The 20651-nt window shown below is 61.4% G+C and carries 14 protein-coding genes, 2 tRNA genes and 3 rRNA genes; 8 read left to right on the forward strand and 11 right to left on the reverse strand.

The genetic code is table 11. From position 1 onward, the window contains the following. Window positions 1-79 precede the first annotated feature (79 nt). Together QEP15_RS07980 and QEP15_RS07985 are read left to right on the forward strand one after the other, a co-directional pair. Window positions 80-310: a hypothetical protein gene (locus QEP15_RS07980; protein WP_062838401.1), complete on the forward strand. Its 231-nt coding sequence runs from the start codon at window positions 80-82 to the stop codon at window positions 308-310. A 130-nt stretch (window positions 311-440) separates the two neighbouring features. Continuing rightward, window positions 441-1196: a diguanylate cyclase gene (locus QEP15_RS07985; protein ID WP_254636905.1), complete on the forward strand. Its 756-nt coding sequence runs from the start codon at window positions 441-443 to the stop codon at window positions 1194-1196. 81 nt (window positions 1197-1277) lie between these two features. On the opposite strand, the gene QEP15_RS07990 is transcribed toward QEP15_RS07985, so the two are convergent. Beyond that, window positions 1278-1979, reverse strand: coding sequence for a DUF3053 domain-containing protein (locus QEP15_RS07990; RefSeq protein ID WP_056320219.1), 702 nt, complete (start codon window positions 1977-1979; stop codon window positions 1278-1280). A gap of 394 nt (window positions 1980-2373) precedes the next feature. After that, window positions 2374-3837: a ribonuclease G gene (gene rng / locus QEP15_RS07995; RefSeq protein ID WP_056320252.1), complete on the reverse strand. Its 1464-nt coding sequence runs from the start codon at window positions 3835-3837 to the stop codon at window positions 2374-2376. A gap of 893 nt (window positions 3838-4730) precedes the next feature. Between rng and QEP15_RS08000 the strand changes: the two genes are divergently transcribed. From QEP15_RS08000 to rrf, 5 genes are all read left to right on the forward strand, one after another. Beyond that, window positions 4731-6261: ribosomal RNA gene (locus tag QEP15_RS08000) — 16S ribosomal RNA — on the forward strand. A gap of 132 nt (window positions 6262-6393) precedes the next feature. Beyond that, window positions 6394-6470 (forward strand) — tRNA-Ile (locus QEP15_RS08005). Window positions 6471-6494: 24 nt separating this feature from the next. Beyond that, window positions 6495-6570: transfer RNA gene (locus QEP15_RS08010), tRNA-Ala, on the forward strand. Window positions 6571-6866: 296 nt separating this feature from the next. Then, window positions 6867-9751 (forward strand): 23S ribosomal RNA (locus QEP15_RS08015). 203 nt (window positions 9752-9954) lie between these two features. Further along, window positions 9955-10067, forward strand: a 5S ribosomal RNA gene (rrf, locus tag QEP15_RS08020). The 16S, 23S and 5S rRNA genes sit together here with 2 tRNA genes alongside, the layout of an rRNA operon. A gap of 230 nt (window positions 10068-10297) precedes the next feature. Here rrf and QEP15_RS08025 read toward each other — a convergent pair. Both QEP15_RS08025 and QEP15_RS08030 read right to left on the reverse strand, forming a co-directional pair. Next, window positions 10298-11668: a sigma-54-dependent transcriptional regulator gene (locus QEP15_RS08025; protein WP_280148894.1), complete on the reverse strand. Its 1371-nt coding sequence runs from the start codon at window positions 11666-11668 to the stop codon at window positions 10298-10300. A gap of 50 nt (window positions 11669-11718) precedes the next feature. Next, the gene (locus QEP15_RS08030; protein WP_280148625.1) at window positions 11719-13653 is read right to left on the reverse strand and encodes a sensor histidine kinase; all 1935 of its coding nucleotides are present in this window, start codon (window positions 13651-13653) and stop codon (window positions 11719-11721) included. 294 nt (window positions 13654-13947) lie between these two features. On the opposite strand from QEP15_RS08030, the gene QEP15_RS08035 reads away from it, so the two are divergent. Continuing rightward, on the forward strand, window positions 13948-15288 hold the full coding sequence (locus QEP15_RS08035; protein ID WP_217617797.1) for a dicarboxylate/amino acid:cation symporter: 1341 nt from the start codon (window positions 13948-13950) through the stop codon (window positions 15286-15288). Window positions 15289-15421: 133 nt separating this feature from the next. Here QEP15_RS08035 and QEP15_RS08040 read toward each other — a convergent pair whose 3' ends face one another. The 7 genes from QEP15_RS08040 to QEP15_RS08070 form a co-directional block, all read right to left on the reverse strand. Next, a complete protein-coding gene (locus tag QEP15_RS08040; protein ID WP_253858125.1) occupies window positions 15422-16048 on the reverse strand; it encodes a Maf family protein in 627 nt (208 codons plus the stop codon). A gap of 31 nt (window positions 16049-16079) precedes the next feature. Continuing rightward, a complete protein-coding gene (gene rlmH / locus QEP15_RS08045; RefSeq protein WP_056315576.1) occupies window positions 16080-16550 on the reverse strand; it encodes a 23S rRNA (pseudouridine(1915)-N(3))-methyltransferase RlmH in 471 nt (156 codons plus the stop codon). A 7-nt stretch (window positions 16551-16557) separates the two neighbouring features. Further along, window positions 16558-16968: a ribosome silencing factor gene (gene rsfS / locus QEP15_RS08050; RefSeq protein ID WP_056315579.1), complete on the reverse strand. Its 411-nt coding sequence runs from the start codon at window positions 16966-16968 to the stop codon at window positions 16558-16560. Window positions 16969-17031: 63 nt separating this feature from the next. Continuing rightward, window positions 17032-17619 carry a nicotinate (nicotinamide) nucleotide adenylyltransferase gene (gene nadD / locus QEP15_RS08055; protein ID WP_152383892.1) on the reverse strand — a complete coding sequence of 196 codons (588 nt, stop codon included), beginning with the start codon at window positions 17617-17619 and terminating at the stop codon, window positions 17032-17034. Continuing rightward, complete coding sequence (hemF, locus tag QEP15_RS08060) at window positions 17616-18527, reverse strand: oxygen-dependent coproporphyrinogen oxidase (protein ID WP_128827914.1); 912 nt, start codon at window positions 18525-18527, stop codon at window positions 17616-17618. Before hemF ends, nadD begins: the two co-directional genes overlap by 4 nt. Before the next feature lie 12 nt (window positions 18528-18539). Further along, window positions 18540-19847, reverse strand: coding sequence for a phosphoribosylamine--glycine ligase (purD, locus tag QEP15_RS08065; RefSeq protein WP_056315584.1), 1308 nt, complete (start codon window positions 19845-19847; stop codon window positions 18540-18542). Between the two features lie 63 nt (window positions 19848-19910). Continuing rightward, window positions 19911-20642, reverse strand: coding sequence for a YebC/PmpR family DNA-binding transcriptional regulator (locus QEP15_RS08070; RefSeq protein ID WP_056315585.1), 732 nt, complete (start codon window positions 20640-20642; stop codon window positions 19911-19913). Window positions 20643-20651: the final 9 nt, after the last annotated feature.

The raw sequence follows: 20651 nt of genomic DNA on the forward strand, positions 1-20651 counted from the left end.
ACGCGCAAAATCAAACAGCTAGGGTAGATTAATCCGCAATGACGCTTCACTCAGGAAGCGCTTTTGCCAGGGGGCTGCCATGCTGCAAACGGACCGTAATTCGACTACGTCGCACGCCATCGGAATCGAGCTTGCCCGGCGTCAGGCCATGACGCTTCGTTGCGGATTCTCTGGCGTGCTTACCCGCCAATTGATGGCGCAGGCCGGCGGGGCAGGGCCCGCCTGGGCCATCAACGCCCACCGCGAGACCGACAAGGCACGCGGGGCCAAGGCCTTCCCGTTCCGCATCGCAGCCGCCGCGCTGTCCTGAAAGCCCCGCCTCGGGCGCGCCGCGCCCGGCTGCTGTCTTTCCGCGCGTGCCCGGGCATCTTCCCGGGCAAAAATTCCCGTCACTTGCGCTGATCGCCGCCCCTGACTTTGCTGTCCAGGGCGGCGATGCCTTGCGCGCATTTGTCGGCGTGCTGTCGCCCGAGGGCGTCAATCGTCTCTATGCGTTCGACGCCATCGAGCGCACGCCGCTGGTGATCGACGTGGCGTTGGCCGTCGACGATCTGCTCGAACCCTGGGTGCGCCGCGCCGCCCTGATCGTGCCCGTGACCTTGGCGCTCTTTGCATCGGTGATGGCGCAGATCCTCCTCTTTCGTCGCGAGATGCGCTGGCGGCAGGCGTTCGAGGCGCAATTGGCGCGTCAGGCCCAGACGGACGGACTCACCGGTATCGCCAACCGGCGCACCTTTGACGAGGTACTCGATCGGGAATGGGCGGCCGCGCGTCGCGATCGCGCGCCGCTGTCGCTGCTGTTCCTGGATGCCGACCGCTTCAAGCTTTACAACGACCGCTATGGCCACCAGGAAGGCGACGCGCTGCTCAAGATGCTGGCGCTTGCGCTTCAGAACAAGGCTCGCCGGCCTCGCGATCTGGCAGCCCGATACGGCGGCGAAGAGTTCGTGGTGCTGCTGCCCGACACGCGCCGCGAACAGGCGCTGGTCATCGCCGAAAGTATCCGGCGCGCGGTCGAGGACCTGGCCATTCCGCATGAAGACAACGAAGGCGGTATCGTCACCGTCAGCGTCGGCGTGGCCACGGTCGTGCCGCTAGGCGACGACGTTTCGGCCGCCCTTGTGGAAGCCGCCGATGCGGCCGTTTACCAGGCCAAGGCCGCGGGCCGCAATCGCGTCGCGTCGGCGCCAGCCTGATTATCGACATGGCAAGAAAAACCCCGCCGCACCTTTCGGTGACGGCGGGGTGATGCGTGGCGCAGTGTGCTTGAGCGGTGCTTAACGGCCCATGATCACGGCCTGCAGGCGCGTCTGTGCCTGCTGCACATTCTTGGCCTGTGCGTTCATCTCTTGCAGCAGCTTGTTCAGCTCGGCTTGCACGGCAGGATCGGTCACCGTCACGCTGTTGCCCGAGATCTCGATCTTCGACTTGTTCGCTTCCACGTAGTCGGCGATCTTCAGGGTGACGTCGTAGGTGGCGTTGATCTGCGGCAGCACGTCGCCAAAGGTGTCGGCCGGCAGGGTGATGGTCTTCTCGTAGGCCTTGTCGTACACGGCCTTCAGGTCCTCAGGCTGCTTGAGCTGGGCGTGAGCCGCGTCGGCCTTGGCGCGATGCTCTTTCAGCGCCGCGTTCATGTCGTTCAGACCGGCACGCACGGACTTCAGGTCCTCGCGGCGCGTGACGATATCGTTCACCGAGCGCACCTGACCTTTCTGCAGGATCCCCGACAGCGGCTTGACCGACGCATCCATGCCGGCATTGAAGTCGGTGATGATGGCGTAGTGGGCCGCGTAGTCGCCGAAGGACTTCTTTTCTTCCTCCGTCAGCTTCGGCACACGCACGCCCGGCTTGTCCACGATGCGCGTCTGCAGGAACTGCGTGAACGCCGCGCGCTGCTCGGGCTCCTTGTCGCCGCAGGCTGCCAGCATCAGCGGCAGGGCCGCGACCAGAACCAGGAACGGACGGAATAGGGACTTCATTGCAATGACCTCCGAATGACTAAGGGAAAAGCGCCGGGGCGGTAACCGACCCGGCAAAGCGCCCGCAGCTTATCGATAACCCTTACTTGTCGCCATCCGTTTCAGAAATCATTTCAAACGAATTGTTAAGTCACAAAATCCACACATATCGAGTTGAAGCCTGTTCGCGATTCGGGTATGGGTCCTTGCTCTCGCACGCGCGCTGAATGCGGACTTGGCGAAGAGCGGCCGCCAGCGCGGTTCACGGCTTAAACGCGCGCATCAATGGGCGCGCAGGCATATCGCCATTTCGGCCTCCCGATGGCCCCCATCCTGCCGCGCCCCAATGAAAAAAGCCGCGCTTGCAGGCGCGGCTCTTCCGTCGGTCCGATGACTAGGCATTCTTCTTATGCCGTCAAACGAGGATGATGTCGTACTTCTCCTGCGAATACGCCGCTTCCACTTCCAGCGACACGCGCTTGCCCACAAAGTCGCCCAGCATCGCCAAATGCTGGCTTTCCTCTTCCAGAAAAAGGTCCACCACTTCCTGCGAGGCAAGAATGCGAAATTCCTTGGGATTGAATTGCCGTGCCTCGCGCAGAATCTCGCGCAGGATTTCATAACAGACCGTGCGCGGCGTACGCACATTGCCGCGCGACTCGCACATGGGGCAGGGCTCGCAAAGCTGGTGCGCCAGCGAATCGCGCGTGCGCTTGCGCGTCATTTCCACCAGCCCCAGTTGCGTGAATCCATTGACGGTCATGCGAGTCCGATCGCGCGACAACGCCTTCTTCAGCTCCGCCAGCACGGTGTCGCGATGTTCCTGTTCCTCCATGTCAATGAAGTCCAGGATCACGATTCCCCCCAGGTTGCGCAGCCGCAGCTGCCGCGCAATTGCCTGTGCCGCCTCAAGGTTCGTCTTGAAGATCGTGTCGTCGAAATTGCGGCCTCCCACAAACCCGCCGGTATTGACGTCCACCGTGGTCAACGCCTCCGTCTGGTCAATGATCAGATAGCCGCCCGACTTCAGGTCGACCCGGCGCGACAGCGCGCGCGCAATCTCGTCATCCACGTTGGCGGTGTCGAACAGGGGGCGCTCGCCGCTGTAATGCTTGATGCGGTCAACCACCGAAGGCGTGTACACACGCGCCCATTCCAGCATCGCGGCAGTCGTCGTGCGTGAATCCACCAGGATCGACCCGGTCTCGGGGCCGACCATGTCGCGCAATACGCGCTGGGCAAGCGTCAGGTCCTGGTGCAACAACGCGGGGGCGGGCTGGGTGCGGGCCGCCGCCTGGACACTCGTCCACAGCTTGCGCAGATATTCCACGTCGGCGGTCAACTCCGCGTCGTTGGCGCCCTCGGCCTGCGTGCGCACGATGAACCCGCCTTTCTCGTCCGAGGGCATCAGCGCTTGCAGACGTTCGCGCAACTGGATGCGTTCGGACTCGGAATCGATCTTCTGCGAAATACCGATGTGCGGATCGTGCGGCAGATACACCAGCATCCGCCCGGCCATGCTGATCTGCGTCGACAGCCGCGCGCCCTTGGTGCCGAGCGGATCCTTCACGACCTGCACCATGAGGGTCTGTCCCTCAAATATCAGCTTTTCGATTGGCGTCGGCGTCAAACCCTGGCTGCGCTCGGTGCGATTCTCGCGCAGGTCCGCAATATGAATGAACGCCGCCCGCTCCAGCCCAATGTCGATGAACGCGCTCTGCATGCCGGGCAGCACCCGCACGACCCGACCCAGATAGATATTGCCGACGTGGCCCCGTTGGATGCTACGTTCGACGTGCAATTCCTGAACCGACCCCTGTTCCACCAGCGCAACGCGGGTTTCAAACGGGGTGACGTTGATCAGGATGTCTTCGCTCAGGGCGATCGCAGGGGGCATGAGGTATCTGTCTCCAATCAGATGCGGCTTACAGGCGAATAGTAAACGTACATACTAGTCCCACAAGCAGGGGCTGCCGCTATCTATATATATAGGCGCGGCCACTGACGGCCCGTGCCTCCTTCCACGGAGCAGGGCGTCGGCGCCAGCCTGACTGCCTTTCCATCAACAAATTTGCGACACTGGCGTGACAGTCCAAAATTCTGTGCTATAGTCTCGCTCCTTCGCCGCTCAGACAGTTTTGAGACGCGAAGCCAAGCAAGTGCAACAGGTAACGGGGCAACCCACTTTCACCTGCCGCAGCGGCAATCAGTAATGAGCGCCAAGCGGTTATTGCAAGGATCGACGCAAATCAGGCAGAAGCCAGTTGCAAGATCTGCATAAATTGTGCTATAGTTTTGAACTTGGCAGTTACTGAAAACTTAGGGTTTACCCTGAAGTTTCAATATCTGCTAGGCTAGGACAAAAGTCCTGGCGAGGTCTGAAGAGGTCGCCGCAAGCAAGCGACGCAACTGCGTAAAGCAAAAGCGAAGCTGACTTGACAAGCGATAAAAACTTCTTCATAATCTCGCTTCTCTGCTGCAGCGACAGCGACGACGCGAAAGCGAAGTTAGTCGAAGTTGAAGGCAGAAACCAGTAGTACAGAATTTAGCAGTACCGCTCTTTAACAATTAAACAACCGATAAGTGTGGGCGCTTGATGCGAGTGCAGCGATTGGGTTTCGGCCTTATCGCAAGCACAAGAAATCAAGTGCTCACTAGAAGTGAAGTGCCTTAGACGTCAAGTTTAAGAACATACCTCACTTCCTTTGAGTAGCGACGTATGACCTGGTTTGAATTTATTCAGACCAAGAATACGAAACAAATACAGAGATTAAACTGAAGAGTTTGATCCTGGCTCAGATTGAACGCTAGCGGGATGCCTTACACATGCAAGTCGAACGGCAGCACGGACTTCGGTCTGGTGGCGAGTGGCGAACGGGTGAGTAATGTATCGGAACGTGCCTAGTAGCGGGGGATAACTACGCGAAAGCGTAGCTAATACCGCATACGCCCTACGGGGGAAAGCAGGGGATCGTAAGACCTTGCACTATTAGAGCGGCCGATATCGGATTAGCTAGTTGGTGGGGTAACGGCTCACCAAGGCGACGATCCGTAGCTGGTTTGAGAGGACGACCAGCCACACTGGGACTGAGACACGGCCCAGACTCCTACGGGAGGCAGCAGTGGGGAATTTTGGACAATGGGGGAAACCCTGATCCAGCCATCCCGCGTGTGCGATGAAGGCCTTCGGGTTGTAAAGCACTTTTGGCAGGAAAGAAACGTTCCGGGTTAATACCCCGGGAAACTGACGGTACCTGCAGAATAAGCACCGGCTAACTACGTGCCAGCAGCCGCGGTAATACGTAGGGTGCAAGCGTTAATCGGAATTACTGGGCGTAAAGCGTGCGCAGGCGGTTCGGAAAGAAAGATGTGAAATCCCAGAGCTTAACTTTGGAACTGCATTTTTAACTACCGAGCTAGAGTGTGTCAGAGGGAGGTGGAATTCCGCGTGTAGCAGTGAAATGCGTAGATATGCGGAGGAACACCGATGGCGAAGGCAGCCTCCTGGGATAACACTGACGCTCATGCACGAAAGCGTGGGGAGCAAACAGGATTAGATACCCTGGTAGTCCACGCCCTAAACGATGTCAACTAGCTGTTGGGGCCTTCGGGCCTTGGTAGCGCAGCTAACGCGTGAAGTTGACCGCCTGGGGAGTACGGTCGCAAGATTAAAACTCAAAGGAATTGACGGGGACCCGCACAAGCGGTGGATGATGTGGATTAATTCGATGCAACGCGAAAAACCTTACCTACCCTTGACATGTCTGGAATGCCGAAGAGATTTGGCAGTGCTCGCAAGAGAACCGGAACACAGGTGCTGCATGGCTGTCGTCAGCTCGTGTCGTGAGATGTTGGGTTAAGTCCCGCAACGAGCGCAACCCTTGTCATTAGTTGCTACGAAAGGGCACTCTAATGAGACTGCCGGTGACAAACCGGAGGAAGGTGGGGATGACGTCAAGTCCTCATGGCCCTTATGGGTAGGGCTTCACACGTCATACAATGGTCGGGACAGAGGGTCGCCAACCCGCGAGGGGGAGCCAATCCCAGAAACCCGATCGTAGTCCGGATCGCAGTCTGCAACTCGACTGCGTGAAGTCGGAATCGCTAGTAATCGCGGATCAGCATGTCGCGGTGAATACGTTCCCGGGTCTTGTACACACCGCCCGTCACACCATGGGAGTGGGTTTTACCAGAAGTAGTTAGCCTAACCGCAAGGAGGGCGATTACCACGGTAGGATTCATGACTGGGGTGAAGTCGTAACAAGGTAGCCGTATCGGAAGGTGCGGCTGGATCACCTCCTTTCAGAGCTTACGTGCTCGTGTTAAGCGTCCACTCTTATCGGTTGTTTGATATAGCTGGGATCAGTTGTAGGCTTGGGTCGAGGGAATCTTCCCTAGGTCTTCAGCTTCCTGACTACTGATCCGAGAAGGTTTTGGGTCTGTAGCTCAGTCGGTTAGAGCACCGTCTTGATAAGGCGGGGGTCGTTGGTTCGAATCCAACCAGACCCACCAGGTATTTCGCGGCAAGCGAAATATGGGGGTGTAGCTCAGCTGGGAGAGCGCCTGCTTTGCAAGCAGGATGTCATCGGTTCGATCCCGTTCACCTCCACCATTGATTCTCATTGATCGCCGGTGGCGATGTAGAGGCCAACTCATAGTGTCGTCAGTCACGACGTTATGAGTTGGGTTTTACCCAACAGCTATATTTGTTCTTTAACAATCTGGAAGAAGCACAACGAAAATGTGTTCATCAAGTAATCAGCGTTGCTGATGAAGATGGGCACGGGTTGTGATTGCATTATTTTTGTTCCAAGTTCTCAAGACTGGGGTGACAAGCCTCAGACTGCTTTGAAACTTATGAACGGCACAAACGCTAATACTCAGGTCCTATAGCCTACAGCGTTATAGGATCAAGCGACTAAGTGCATATGGTGGATGCCTTGGCGATCACAGGCGATGAAGGACGTAGTAGCCTGCGAAAAGCTGCGGGGAGCTGGCAAACAAGCTTTGATCCGCAGATATCCGAATGGGGAAACCCACTGCAGCAATGCAGTATCCCTAGCTGAATACATAGGCTAGTGGAAGCGAACCGGGTGAACTGAAACATCTCAGTAGCTCGAGGAAAAGAAATCAACCGAGATTCCGAAAGTAGTGGCGAGCGAAATCGGATGAGCCTTTACGTTTTAGCGCGCAGGATAGTCGAACGGAATGGAAAGTCCGGCCGTAGCAGGTGATAGCCCTGTAGACGAAATTCTGTGTGTGGAACTAAGCGTAAGACAAGTAGGGCGGGACACGTGAAATCCTGTTTGAAGATGGGGGGACCATCCTCCAAGGCTAAATACTCGTGATCGACCGATAGTGAACCAGTACCGTGAGGGAAAGGCGAAAAGAACCCCGGAAGGGGAGTGAAATAGATCCTGAAACCGTATGCATACAAACAGTAGGAGCCTCCTTGTGGGGTGACTGCGTACCTTTTGTATAATGGGTCAGCGACTTACATTCAGTGGCAAGGTTAACCGAATAGGGAAGCCGTAGCGAAAGCGAGTCCGAATAGGGCGATTCAGTCGCTGGGTGTAGACCCGAAACCAGATGATCTATCCATGGCCAGGTTGAAGGCACGGTAACACGTGCTGGAGGACCGAACCCACTAATGTTGAAAAATTAGGGGATGAGCTGTGGATAGGGGTGAAAGGCTAAACAAATCTGGAAATAGCTGGTTCTCTCCGAAAACTATTTAGGTAGTGCCTCAAGTATTACTGCGGGGGGTAGAGCACTGTTATAGCTAGGGGGTCATGGCGACTTACCAAACTATGGCAAACTCCGAATACCCGCAAGTACAGCTTGGGAGACAGAGCACCGGGTGCTAACGTCCGGACTCAAGAGGGAAACAACCCAGACCGCCAGCTAAGGTCCCGAATTATCGCTAAGTGGGAAACGAAGTGGGAAGGCATAGACAGTCAGGAGGTTGGCTTAGAAGCAGCCATCCTTTAAAGAAAGCGTAATAGCTCACTGATCGAGTCGTCCTGCGCGGAAGATGTAACGGGGCTAAGCGATAAACCGAAGCTGCGGGTGTGCACTTTTAGTGCACGCGGTAGGAGAGCGTTCTGTAAGCCTGCGAAGGTGGCTTGTAAAGGCTGCTGGAGGTATCAGAAGTGCGAATGCTGACATGAGTAGCGATAAAGGGGGTGAAAAGCCCCCTCGCCGTAAGTCCAAGGTTTCCTGCGCAACGTTCATCGGCGCAGGGTGAGTCGGCCCCTAAGGCGAGGCAGAGATGCGTAGCTGATGGGAAGCTGGTTAATATTCCAGCACCGTCGTACAGTGCGATGGGGGGACGGATCGCGGAAAATCATCAGGGTGTTGGATGTCCCTGTTGCTGTATCGAAGATGGCGCTTAGGCAAATCCGGGCGCGTAAATCAAGGGTATGGCACGAGCGAGCATTGCTTGCGAAGTGATCGGAAGTGGTTCCAAGAAAAGCCTCTAAGCTTCAGCTGTACGAGACCGTACCGCAAACCGACACAGGTGGACGGGATGAATATTCCAAGGCGCTTGAGAGAACTCAGGAGAAGGAACTCGGCAAATTGATACCGTAACTTCGGGAGAAGGTATACCCCGGTAGTGTGAAGCGCCTGCGCGCTTAGCATGATGGGGTCGCAGAGAATCGGTGGCTGCGACTGTTTATTAAAAACACAGCACTCTGCAAAGACGAAAGTCGACGTATAGGGTGTGACGCCTGCCCGGTGCCGGAAGGTTAAGTGATGGGGTGCAAGCTCTTGATCGAAGCCCCGGTAAACGGCGGCCGTAACTATAACGGTCCTAAGGTAGCGAAATTCCTTGTCGGGTAAGTTCCGACCTGCACGAATGGCGTAACGATGGCCACACTGTCTCCTCCTGAGACTCAGCGAAGTTGAAGTGTTTGTGATGATGCAATCTACCCGCGGCTAGACGGAAAGACCCCATGAACCTTTACTGTAGCTTTGCATTGGACTGTGAACCGGCCTGTGTAGGATAGGTGGGAGGCTTTGAAGCGTGGTCGCTAGATCACGTGGAGCCATCCTTGAAATACCACCCTGGTTTGTTTGCGGTTCTAACCTTGGTCCGTTATCCGGATCGGGGACAGTGCATGGTGGGCAGTTTGACTGGGGCGGTCTCCTCCCAAAGTGTAACGGAGGAGTTCGAAGGTACGCTAGGTACGGTCGGAAATCGTGCTGATAGTGCAATGGCATAAGCGTGCTTGACTGTGAGACTGACAAGTCGAACAGGTGCGAAAGCAGGACATAGTGATCCGGTGGTTCTGAATGGAAGGGCCATCGCTCAACGGATAAAAGGTACTCTGGGGATAACAGGCTGATACCGCCCAAGAGTTCATATCGACGGCGGTGTTTGGCACCTCGATGTCGGCTCATCTCATCCTGGGGCTGTAGCCGGTCCCAAGGGTATGGCTGTTCGCCATTTAAAGAGGTACGTGAGCTGGGTTTAAAACGTCGTGAGACAGTTTGGTCCCTATCTGCCGTGGGCGTTGGATACTTGACGGAGCCTGCTCCTAGTACGAGAGGACCGGAGTGGACGTACCTCTGGTGTACCGGTTGTCATGCCAATGGCATTGCCGGGTAGCTAAGTACGGAAGAGATAACCGCTGAAGGCATCTAAGCGGGAAACTCGTCTGAAGATTAGGTATCCCGGGGACTTGATCCCCCTGAAGGGTCGTTCGAGACCAGGACGTTGATAGGTCGGGTGTGGAAGCGCAGTAATGCGTTAAGCTAACCGATACTAATTGCCCGTGAGGCTTGATCCTATAACACTGATGGTTATTGACCTGGTGATATAGCGTTCCAAGTGTCGTTCAATACAAAATACTGGCTGCACCGTCAGCAGCCAGCCAACACAATTACACCCCACCGTGCGCTGATCATCGAGCCCCAGGCTCTGATCGCCACGCGTTGCGCTTCTTCCAAGATTGGAGCCGTTGCCTAACCCGCAACTGCTCAACCAGTTACGCCTGACGACCATAGCAAGGTGGTCCCACTCCTTCCCATCCCGAACAGGACAGTGAAACGCCTTTGCGCCGATGATAGTGGACGGACGTCTGTGAAAGTAGGTCATCGTCAGGCTTTTATTGCTCAAAACCCCGCAGGTATCCCCTGCGGGGTTTTGTTTTTGTGGCGTCGGGAATACTGCATTGGGATTCCAGTATCGAAAATGCGGTGCCGGGAATGCGGTATCCGGAAAGTAATTAAAAACCCCCTCGCGGCTGGCGCCGCGAGGGGGTTTTGTTTTTGGTGTCGTAAAGGGATCTGTGCGCCGCGCGGGTCTTGAAGATGACTGCGGTGTGGGGCTTGCGCTAGATGGCGCCGCTAGGCGGGGCCACGTATTCCTGGCGGTCGATGCCGTGGCGCTGGAGTTTGTCGTAGAACGTTTTGCGCGGTATGCCCAGGGTGTCGAGCGTGGCTTTGATGTCGCCGCGGTGTGCGGCGAGGGCATCGCGGATGATCTGTGCCTCGTAGTTTTCCATGCGTTCGGGAAGGCTGAGCGAGCCGGCGGGCGCCGGAGCCGTATCAGGTGCCGGGCCATTGAGGACGCCCAGCACGAAGCGTTCTGCGAAGTGAGCGAGTTCACGCACGTTGCCGGGCCAGTCGTGCGTCATGAGGTGCTGACGGATCGAGGCGGGCATGTCAGGGATGTCGCGATGAAAGCGGCGCGCGGCGTGGCCGAGATAGTGTGCGAAGAGCAGCGGGATGTCTTCGCGGCGCTCGCGCAGCGGGGGCAGCCGGATCGTGACGACGTTCAGGCGGTAGAAGAGGTCCTCGCGGAACTTGGCGCGGATGGCGGGGCTGCCCAGGTCTTCTTTAGTGGCGGCGACCACGCGCAGGTCGAGATTGCGGACTTCGTTGCTGCCAAGCGGGGTGATCTGGCGGGATTCGAGCACGCGCAGCAGCTTGACCTGGACGGCGAGCGGCATGCTTTCGATCTCGTCGAGGAACAAGGTGCCGCCGCTGGCGTGTTCGATGCGGCCGATGCGTTTCTTTTGTGCGCCGGTGAAAGCGCCAGGCTCGTGGCCGAAGAGTTCGCTTTCGATGACGCTTTCTGGCAAGGCGCCGCAGTTGATGGCGACGAGCGGCCGGTGCCGGCGGCGGCTCAGGCGGTGCAGGGCTGTGGCGACGACTTCCTTGCCGGTGCCGGTTTCGCCTTCGACGAGCACGTCGACGTCGGCGTCCGCGATATGGCGCAACGTCTGCTTGATGCGTTGCATGGCGGGCGTGGTGCCGATGAACGGCACCTCGTCGGCCTCGACGTTGAAAGCGGCTTCGCGGAGACGGCGGTTTTCGAGGACCAGCCGCCGCTTTTCGGCGGCGTGGCTGATGGCGGCGACCAGGCGGTCGGCGGGGTAGGGCTTGGACAGGAAGTCATACGCGCCTTCGCGCATGCACTGAACGGCTGTGGCGATGTCGCCATGGCCGGTGATCAGGATGACCGGGATATCGGGATCAATGTTGCGCAGCCGCTGGAAGAGTTCGAGTCCGTCCATGTCCGGCATGCGGATGTCGGTGACCACCACCCCATCGAAGTTGCGGTCCAACGCCGGTAACGCGGCGCGGGCACTGCCGTGGGCCGCCACCGAGATGCCGTGCAGCTTCAGGGTTTGGAGCGCGGCGCGGCGCAGTTCGTCGTCATCGTCGATGAAGACGGCGTGAGGGGCCACTGGCCGCTGCATGGGGTCGTCGGAGACGATCGTGGCGGGGAGCTGGAGATCAGGGGCGCGCGTCATGTGGAGTGCTCGGTGCGGTGGGTCTGGTCCGGCGCCTTGCGCAGGGTCAGGATGAACAAGGCGCCGCTGCCGGGCGCATGGGGAGACGACAAGCTGGCGTCGCCTGCGCGCGCGGCGCGCAGTTCGCCGCCGAACTCGGCGACGATGTCGCGGCTGATGACAAGGCCCAGGCCCAGGCCATCTGGTTTGGTCGTGTGAAACGGGGTGAACAAGCGGGCGCGGGCCTCGTCGGAGAGTCCGGGACCGTTGTCGTGAACCTGTATCTGAACGGATTCGCCCAGGTCTTGCAGGGCGATGACAATCCGGCCGTTTTCCGTGCCTTCGAGGGCCTCGAGCCCGTTCTGCAAAAGATTGACCAGCACCTGTTCAAGCCTGACCCGGTTCGCCTGGACGCGGCAGTTGTGGTTGCGGGGCGGGCTTTGCAGCGTGACGCCCTGGCGCCGGGCACGCGGGCCAACGAGCAGGATTGCGCCTTCGAGCGCCTCCATCAGATCCGTCGGGCCGACAGTCGCACCGGCCTTGCGCGAAAAGGCGCGTAGCTCGCCGGTGATGTGGCCGATGCGATCGGTCAATGCCGCGATGGTGCCGAGGTTTTCCCGGACGGCGCCTTCGTCGTGGCGCCGCAGAAATTCGGTGGCGTTGTCTGCGTAGGCGCGTATGGCGGCGACGGGTTGGTTGACTTCGTGCGCGACGCCGGCGGCCACCTGGCCCAGCAATGCCAGTTTGCTGGCCTGCACCAGTTCGTCCTTCATGGTGTGAAGCTGCGTTTCGGCGCGTTGGCGCTCGTCCATTTCGCCGACTAGCTTGGCGTTCACGTCGCGCAATTGCGCGGTGCGCTCGTCGACCAATGCCGCGAGCTGTTGCTGGACGGCTGCTTGCTGCTCGGCCCGCTCCTGGTTGCGGTGGCGGCGGTAAAGCACCACGCCGATCAGCGCCGCGAGCACGCCTTGGGTGAGCAATGCCCCGAGTTGGGCATTGGCGCTGGCCTGGTTCATGGCCGCCTGGATGGGGGACAACTGGTGCAGTGTCCAGCCGGGCGATTCGGTGACCGGCAGGGTGGTGTGCAGCAAAGGCGTGCCCGCGGCGGCGCGGGGCAAGGCGTCGTCGGTGCGGACGAGTTGCCCGTTGCTGGCGGCTTGCAGGCGCGGTGAGACAGGCAGCGGCTGAAACTTGGCGTCGCCAAACTGCAGGCTGGTGCGCAGCGTTTGCGCCAGCGCAGGCGGCAGCGGCGACAGGACTCTGAAACGCCAATCTGGAATATTGCCGAGCAGCACCACGCCGTGCTCGTCGGTGACGAAGATGACGGCGTTGGCCTGACGCCAGTCGGCTTCGAGATCCCGGAAGTCGACCTTCAAGACCACCACGCCCAGCATCACGCCCTGCGCGTCGTCGACCCGACGCGACAGATACAGGCCGGCTTCGTGACTGACCGTGCCGAGCGCGAAATGTTCGGCGGCGCCGTGCGCGACCGACCCTTGAAAATAAGGGCGGAATTCGTAGCCGATTCCGACGAAAGTGGCGGGCTCGCGCCAGTTGCTGGCGGCGATGGCCAGACCTTTCTTGTCCAGAACGTAGATGGCGGAGGCGCCAACCCCGCGGCTCAGGGATTCGAGTTTCTCGTCCAGGGCCTCGATTTGCCTGGTGCTGCCGCCTTGCAGTGCGGCGCGCAAGTCGACGTCCTGAGTCAGCACGAAGGGCAGTGCGCGGAATTTGTCGAGGTTGTTGCGCAATAAAGCGGCATTTATCTGGCCCGTGCTGCGCGCCTGGATGGCGGCCTCGCGAAGGGCGCCGTCACGCGCCCACTGCGTTGCCGCGTGCAGCGTGAACGTGACCACGGCGACAGCCAGCAGCGCCAGGGCCACGCGCCACGGCCAGGGCAACCTGCGCGGTCCAGCGGGCGGGGAAAGGGGGGAGGAGGTGGAGCCGGTCATGGTGTGCGGTTTTCCGCACATTTTAGCGGGTTTCTGTGCGAAGTTTCGCCGCTTTAAGTGACCGAAGATTCCGGCTGCGATTTCAAAAGATATTTATTTTCAATGGCTTATGTGCGGCGATGACGCTGGCTCCCGCCTGGCATGGGTATTGCATATATACCGCCAAGCCGCGCGACGCATCACGCGCGGTGAAATCGGCTGGCGGCAGGATCGCGTGGCCATAAAAGAGAAAACGCCCCGACGTCGCACGCGCCACGCTGCGCGGAGCAAGGGGCCCTGGTGGGGACAATCCCAATGATCGAAGTGGATCAAAGCGCGCCCGCGCGCAAGCTCAAGTTCTATCAAATCCTGTATGTGCAGGTGATTTTCGCCATCGTGGTGGGTATCTTGCTTGGCGCCTTCAAACCCGAGCTGGGCCAGCAGATGCAGCCGCTGGGCGATGCGTTCATCAAGCTGGTGAAGATGATCATCGCGCCGGTCATCTTCCTTACGGTGGCCACGGGCATCGCGGCAATGAGCGACCTGAAGAAGGTCGGGCGCGTGGCCGGCAAGGCCATGCTGTATTTCCTGGTGTTCTCGACGCTGGCGCTGGTCGTCGGCATGGTGGTCAGCCATATCGTGCAGCCCGGCGCCGGCATGCACATCGATCCGTCGACGCTCGATCAAAAAGCTGTGTCCGGTTATGTCGCAAAGGCGCATGACTCGACCATCACCGGCTTCCTGATGAACGTGATTCCCACGACGATCTTCAGCCCGTTCGTGGGTGGCGACATCCTGCAGGTGCTGTTCGTGGCGGTGCTGTTTGGCATTTCGCTGGCCATCGTGGGCGAGCGCGGCAAGCCAATCCTGAACTTCATGACGGCGTTGGCGCAGCCCATCTTCAAGATGGTGGCGATCCTGATGAAGGCCGCACCCATCGGCGCCTTTGGCGCGATGGCGTTCACCATCGGCAAGTACGGCATCAAGTCGGTCGTGAACCTGGCGATGCTGGTGGGCACGTTCTACGCCACGTCGGTGCTGTTCGTCGTGGTCGTGCTGGGCCTGGTTGCCCGCTACAACGGCTTCTCGATCCTCAAGCTGGTCCGCTACATCCGCGAAGAACTGCTGCTGGTGCTGGGCACGAGTTCGTCGGAAGCGGCGCTGCCCACGCTGATGCAGAAGATGGAGCGCGCCGGCTGTTCGAAGTCGGTCGTCGGCCTGGTGGTGCCCACCGGCTATTCGTTCAACCTGGACGGCACCAACATCTACATGACGATGGCAGCGCTGTTCATTGCGCAGGCCTGCGACATTCCGCTGTCGCTGGGCGACCAGATCCTGCTGCTGCTGGTGGCGATGCTCAGCTCCAAGGGCGCGGCCGGCGTGACCGGTGCGGGTTTCATCACGCTGGCGGCGACGCTGTCGGTGGTGCCGTCGGTGCCGGTTGCCGGCATGGCGCTGATCCTGGGCGTGGACCGTTTCATGTCGGAATGCCGCGCCCTGACCAACTTGGTGGGTAATGCCACCGCGACGGTGGTCGTCGCGCGTTGGGAAGGCGAGCTGGACCAGGAGCAGTTGCATGCCGCGCTGGACAGCGCCAGCACGCCCGCCACGCCGCAGACCCAGGTTGCCCTTGGCGAGCCTGCGCGGCAAAGCTGATCGTCTGGGCGCGCTGTGCGGATTTCCGCCAGCGCGCCCGTGCCTGATCCGCGCGCGGCAATGCGCAGGGTCAAAAAGAAATCCCCCGATGCCTCGCGGCACGGGGGATTTTTCTTGGGGATGCGGACGGAGATCAGGGCACCTGGATGCCCGCCTCCCGCAGCAGGTTGGCCGTTTCGAAGAGGGGCAGACCCATGACGCCGGTGTAGCTGCCGTCGATGCGCGAGACGAAGGTGCCGGCCAGGCCCTGAATGCCATAGGCGCCGGCCTTGCCAAAGGGCTCGCCACTGTCGCAGTAACGGCCAATTTCGTCCTCTTGCAAGGCGCGCATTTGGACATGGGTGATGGAGACCGCTTCGAGCAGGCGGTGGCCGCTCCAGACCGCCACGGCGGTATGGACCTCGTGCGCGGTGCCGGACAGCGCCCGCAGGATGCGGATGGCGTCGTCGCGGTCGGCGGGCTTGCCCAGCACCTCGCCCCCCAGGATGACGGTCGTATCGGCCGCGAGCAGCGGCAGTTCGGGCAGCGCTTGCGTGCGCATCCAATCGCGGCCCCGCAAGGCCTTGTCACGGGCGGTGCGCTGTACGTAGTCGGCGGCGCTTTCGCCGGGGTGTTGCGGCTCGTCCTCGCCGGGCGGGGCGGGCACGCGCAGGACTTCGTGCGCCAGGCCGATTTGCGTCAGCAACTCGCGGCGGCGCGGGCTGGCGGAGGCGAGATACAGGCGCGGGGACGAACTGGGGGAGTGGGCGGTGTCGGTCATGCGGAGCAGGCCAGGCGCCGCGGGGCGGCGGTCAGGCGCGGTGATAGGGGTGGTTGGTCATGATGGCCCAGGCGCGGTAGAGCTGTTCGGCCAGAACCACACGCACCATGGGGTGAGGCAGCGTGAGGGAAGACAGGCGCAACTGCCCGCTGGCGGATGCCTTGAGCGCGGGATCCAGCCCGTCGGGGCCGCCCACGAGAAACGCGACATCCTGCCCCCCGGCGCGCCATTGTTCCAGCTTTTGCGACAGCGCCATCGTGGTGAGGTCGCGGCCACGTTCGTCCAGGGCCAGGCGCAGCGCATTGGCGGGCAGGGCCGCCTCGATGCGCTTGGCCTCGGCCGCCATCATCTGGGCAGGCGTTTTGCCGGTGGTGCGGGGCTCGGGCTTGATTTCGCGAAGCTCCAGCGCGCAGTCGGCCGGCAGGCGTTTGGCGTAGTCGTCCCAGGCGGTCTGCACCCAGTCCGGCATCCGCGTGCCCACCGCGACGACGATCAGCTTCACGGCGCGTTCAGTCTTCGTTGTCGTCGTAACCGTTGCCGCTGTCGCTGGCGACAGGAGCGGGACGGGTCGATTCGGGTAGGAGCTTCACGCGCACCGGCTTGCCGCCCCAGATTTCTTCGAGGTTGTAGTACTGGCGGATGGCCGGCTGCATGATGTGCACGACGACATCGCCCAGGTCGACGACGACCCATTCGCCGGTGTCTTCGCCTTCGATGGTGATGCCGGTGAGCGACATGGCGCGGCCGCGATCGGCGACGCTGGACGCGAGGGCGCGCGTCTGGCGGTTGGAGGTGGCGCTTGCAATCACGACGCGATCGAACAGGCTGGTCAGATGCGTGGTGTTGAAGACCTTGATGTCTTGCGCCTTGACGTCTTCGAGGGCGTCGATGACGGCGCGTTGGAGTTTCTGTATATCCATAGCTGCAAATATAACCCGCGCAGTGGCAACGGCGGCTTGCCGGTGGCGCCGGGCGGGGAGGGTTTATCGGTAGAGTTTGTGCGCCGCAATATAAGCCGCGACGGATGGATCGAGCAGCCCGTCAGTGGATTCGCCTTGCGACAGGCGCCGGCGGACCTCGGAAGCCGATACCGGCATGGGGGGAAATGGCAGCTCTTGCAGGACGCGACCCTGTTCGCGCAGCCACTGCGCCAGTTCCGGCGGCGCGCTGAGGGCTGTGCCGGGGCGGGTGGCCACGGCCAGGTCGACCAGGCTGGCGATGTCGCGCCAATTGCGCCAGGTGCAGAAGTTGGCAAGCTGATCGGCGCCCAGCAGCCACACGTAGCGCGCGTCCTGCGGCAGCGCGCGCAACGTGTCGATGGTATAGGTGGCGCCGCCCCGCTCGATTTCGATGGGGTTGACCGCCAGCCCCGGATGGCCGGCGATGGCCAGATCCAGCATGGCGCGGCGCTCTTCGCCGGTGGCGTTCAGCGCGGCCCGCTGCCAGGGGTTGGCGGCGGGAATGAGCTGCACCTGGGTCAGCCCGAGCGACTGCAAGGCGTTCTGGGCCAACGCGATATGCGCGACGTGGACGGGGTCGAAGCTGCCGCCCAAGAGGCCGATGCGTTTCAAACCCAGTCCCGCGGTTTCAGGTAGTCGGCCAGTTCGGCTTCGGGCGTGCCGGGCTGCGGTTGCCAGTCGTAGCGCCACTGCGCGATGGGCGGCATGGACAGCAGGATCGATTCGGTGCGGCCGCCCGATTGCAGGCCAAACAGCGTGCCGCGGTCAAAGACCAGGTTGAATTCGACGTAACGGCCCCGGCGGTAGGCCTGGAAATCGCGTTCGCGCTCGGTGTAGGCAATGCCGCGGCGCTTGTCGACGATAGGCAGGTAGCTGTCCAGAAAAGCGTCGCCAACTGACCGGGTCAGCGCGAAGGACGCATCGAACCCGGGGGCGTTCAGGTCGTCGAAAAAGACGCCGCCGATGCCGCGGGTTTCGTTGCGGTGCTTGAGGAAGAAGTATTCGTCGCACCAGCGCTTGTAGCGCGGGTAGTAATCGGGGCCGTGGGGCGCCAGCGCGTCCCGGCATACCGTGTGGAAATGGCGCGCGTCTTCTTCGAACGGATAGTACGGGGTGAGGTCGATGCCGCCGCCGAACCAGAAGACGTCGGCCTCGTCATGGCCGGGCCGCGCCGCCGCGACGAACATGCGCACGTTCATGTGTGTGGTGGGCACGTACGGATTGCGCGGATGCAGCACCATCGATACGCCCATGGCTTCCCACGAGCGGCCCGCGAGCTCCGGGCGATGCGCGCTGGCGGACGGCGGCAGCTTGGAGCCCTTGACGTGGCTGAACAGCACGCCGGCGCGCTCGAAGAGTTGGCCCCCTTCGAGCAGGCGCGACAGCCCGCCGCCGCCTTCCGGCCGCACCCATTCGTCGGCGCGGAAGGGGCCGCCTTCGGCCGTTTCCAGCGCGCCCACGATGCGGGCTTGCAGGCCGGTGAGGTAGTCCCGGACGGCGGAGACGGGCAGAGCGGTCATGGGCGGTTCCGTTTATGCGTTGGACTTGGGCTTTTGCTGCGAGGGCTTGAGCGCGCGCCAGCCGATGTCGGTGCGGTACTGGCGGCCATCGAAGTGGATGCGGTCGATGGCTTCGTAGACGCGATCGCGCGCCATCTTGACGGAGTCGCCCAGGGCGGTGACGCACAGCACGCGGCCGCCGGTGGTCTTGATGTCTTCACCGTCGAGCTGGGTGGCGGCGTGAAAGACCATGCAGTCTTCGGCATCGGCGGGCAGGCCGCGGATGACGTCGCCGGTGCGCGGCGTGTTGGGGTAGTTGTGGGCGGCCAGCACGGCGCCCAGGGCGGTGCGGCGGTCCCAGACGATGTCGGCCTGGTCGAGCGTGCCTTCGACGGCGTGCTCGAGCGCGTCGAGCAGGTCGCTCTTGACGCGCATCATGATGGGCTGGGTTTCGGGGTCGCCCATGCGGCAGTTGAATTCCAGCGTCTTGATTTCGCGGTCGGGATCGTCGCCCGGGGCGATCATCAGGCCGGCGTACAGGAAGCCCGTATACGGAATGCCGTCGCGCGTCATGCCCTGCACGGTCGGCAGGATGATTTCGCGCATGATGCGGTGATGCAGTTCGGGGGTGACGATGGGCGCGGGCGAGTAGGCGCCCATGCCGCCCGTGTTGGGACCGCGGTCGCCGTCCTGCAGGCGCTTGTGGTCCTGGCTGGTGGCCAGGGCGAGCACGTTGCGGCCGTCGCACATGACGATGAAGCTGGCTTCTTCGCCAACCAGGCATTCCTCGATGACGACGCGCGCGCCGGCTTCGCCCATGGAGCCGTCGCCCAGCATGGCGTCGACGGCGGCGTGCGCTTCTTCGAGGGTGGCGGCAACCACGACGCCCTTGCCGGCGGCCAGGCCGTCGGCCTTGATGACGATGGGCGCGCCTTCCTGGTCGATGTAGGCGTGGGCCTTGGCCGGGTCGGTGAAGGTTTCGTAGCGCGCGGTCGGGATGTTGTGCCGGACCATGAAGGCCTTGGCGTAATCCTTGGAGCTTTCAAGCTGCGCGGCGGCCTTGGTGGGGCCGAAGATCTTCAGGCCACGGGCGCGGAAGACGTCGACTACGCCGGCGGCCAGCGGCGCCTCGGGGCCGACGACCGTCAGGGCGATGCCCTCGCGCTGTACGAAGTCGGCCAGTTCCTCGGCATTGGTGAGCGGGATGTTCTCCATCTGCTCGGCCCGTTGCGTGCCGCCGTTGCCCGGAGCGACGTACACCTTGTGTACGCGCGGGGAGCGGGCCAGCCGCCAGGCGAGGGCATGTTCGCGGCCGCCCGAGCCAATAACCAGGAGTTTCATGTTGCGTGAGTCTGAAGAGGCGCGCAGGCGGGCGGAGCCGCCGGCGCGCCAGGAAAGGGAGATTTACTGCGCTTCGTCGAAAATGACGGTCGTATAGACTTCCTGCACGTCGTCCAGGCTTTCCAGGGCGTCGAGCAGCTTCTGCATCTTGACGGCGTCGTCGCCGGCCAGTTCGGTTTCGTTCAGGGCTTTCATGACGATGCCGTCGACTTCGGCCTTCAGGCCGGCGTCGTCGAAGGCCTTGCGCACGGCCGCGTAGTCGGACGGGGCGCAGACGACTTCGATCACGCCTTCTTCGTCGGTGGTGACGTCTTCGGCGCCGGCCTCGAGCGCGGCTTCCATGACCTTGTCTTCGGGGGTGCCGGGGGCGAACACGAATTGGCCGCAGTGCTTGAACATGAAGGCGACGGAGCCTTCCTGGCCGAGGTTGCCGCCGTTCTTGGAGAACGCGTGGCGGACTTCGGCGACGGTGCGGGTGCGGTTGTCGGTCATGCAGTCGACGATGACCGCCGCGCCGCCGATGCCGTAGCCTTCGTAGCGGACTTCTTCGTAGGCCTCGCCGTCGGCGCCGCCGGCGCCGCGCTGGATGGCGCGCTGGATGTTGTCCTTGGGCATGTTGGCGTCGGTCGCCTTGTCCCAGGCCATGCGCAAACGGGGGTTGCTGTCCGGGTCGGGGCCGCCGGCGCGCGCCGCCACGGTGATTTCACGAATGATCTTGGTCCAGAGCTTTCCGCGCTTGGCGTCTTGGCGCCCTTTGCGGTGCTGAATATTGGCCCATTTGCTGTGTCCGGCCATGGCTTCCCA

Source organism: Achromobacter mucicolens (assembly GCF_029866465.1).
Taxonomy (GTDB): Bacteria; Pseudomonadota; Gammaproteobacteria; order Burkholderiales; family Burkholderiaceae_B; genus Achromobacter; species Achromobacter mucicolens.

What these genes read in the sequence shown, in the direction of transcription:
- QEP15_RS07980 (WP_062838401.1), top strand. Translation starts at nt 80, where the DNA reads ATGCTGCAAACGGACCGTAATTCGACTACGTCGCACGCCATCGGAATC.
- QEP15_RS07990 (WP_056320219.1), bottom strand. Translation starts at nt 1,979, where the DNA reads ATGAAGTCCCTATTCCGTCCGTTCCTGGTTCTGGTCGCGGCCCTGCCG.
- QEP15_RS08025 (WP_280148894.1), bottom strand. Translation starts at nt 11,668, where the DNA reads ATGCAGCGGCCAGTGGCCCCTCACGCCGTCTTCATCGACGATGACGAC.
- QEP15_RS08030 (WP_280148625.1), bottom strand. Translation starts at nt 13,653, where the DNA reads ATGACCGGCTCCACCTCCTCCCCCCTTTCCCCGCCCGCTGGACCGCGC.
- QEP15_RS08035 (WP_217617797.1), top strand. Translation starts at nt 13,948, where the DNA reads ATGATCGAAGTGGATCAAAGCGCGCCCGCGCGCAAGCTCAAGTTCTAT.
- QEP15_RS08040 (WP_253858125.1), bottom strand. Translation starts at nt 16,048, where the DNA reads ATGACCGACACCGCCCACTCCCCCAGTTCGTCCCCGCGCCTGTATCTC.
- rsfS (WP_056315579.1), bottom strand. Translation starts at nt 16,968, where the DNA reads ATGGATATACAGAAACTCCAACGCGCCGTCATCGACGCCCTCGAAGAC.
- hemF (WP_128827914.1), bottom strand. Translation starts at nt 18,527, where the DNA reads ATGACCGCTCTGCCCGTCTCCGCCGTCCGGGACTACCTCACCGGCCTG.
- purD (WP_056315584.1), bottom strand. Translation starts at nt 19,847, where the DNA reads ATGAAACTCCTGGTTATTGGCTCGGGCGGCCGCGAACATGCCCTCGCC.
- QEP15_RS08070 (WP_056315585.1), bottom strand. Translation starts at nt 20,642, where the DNA reads ATGGCCGGACACAGCAAATGGGCCAATATTCAGCACCGCAAAGGGCGC.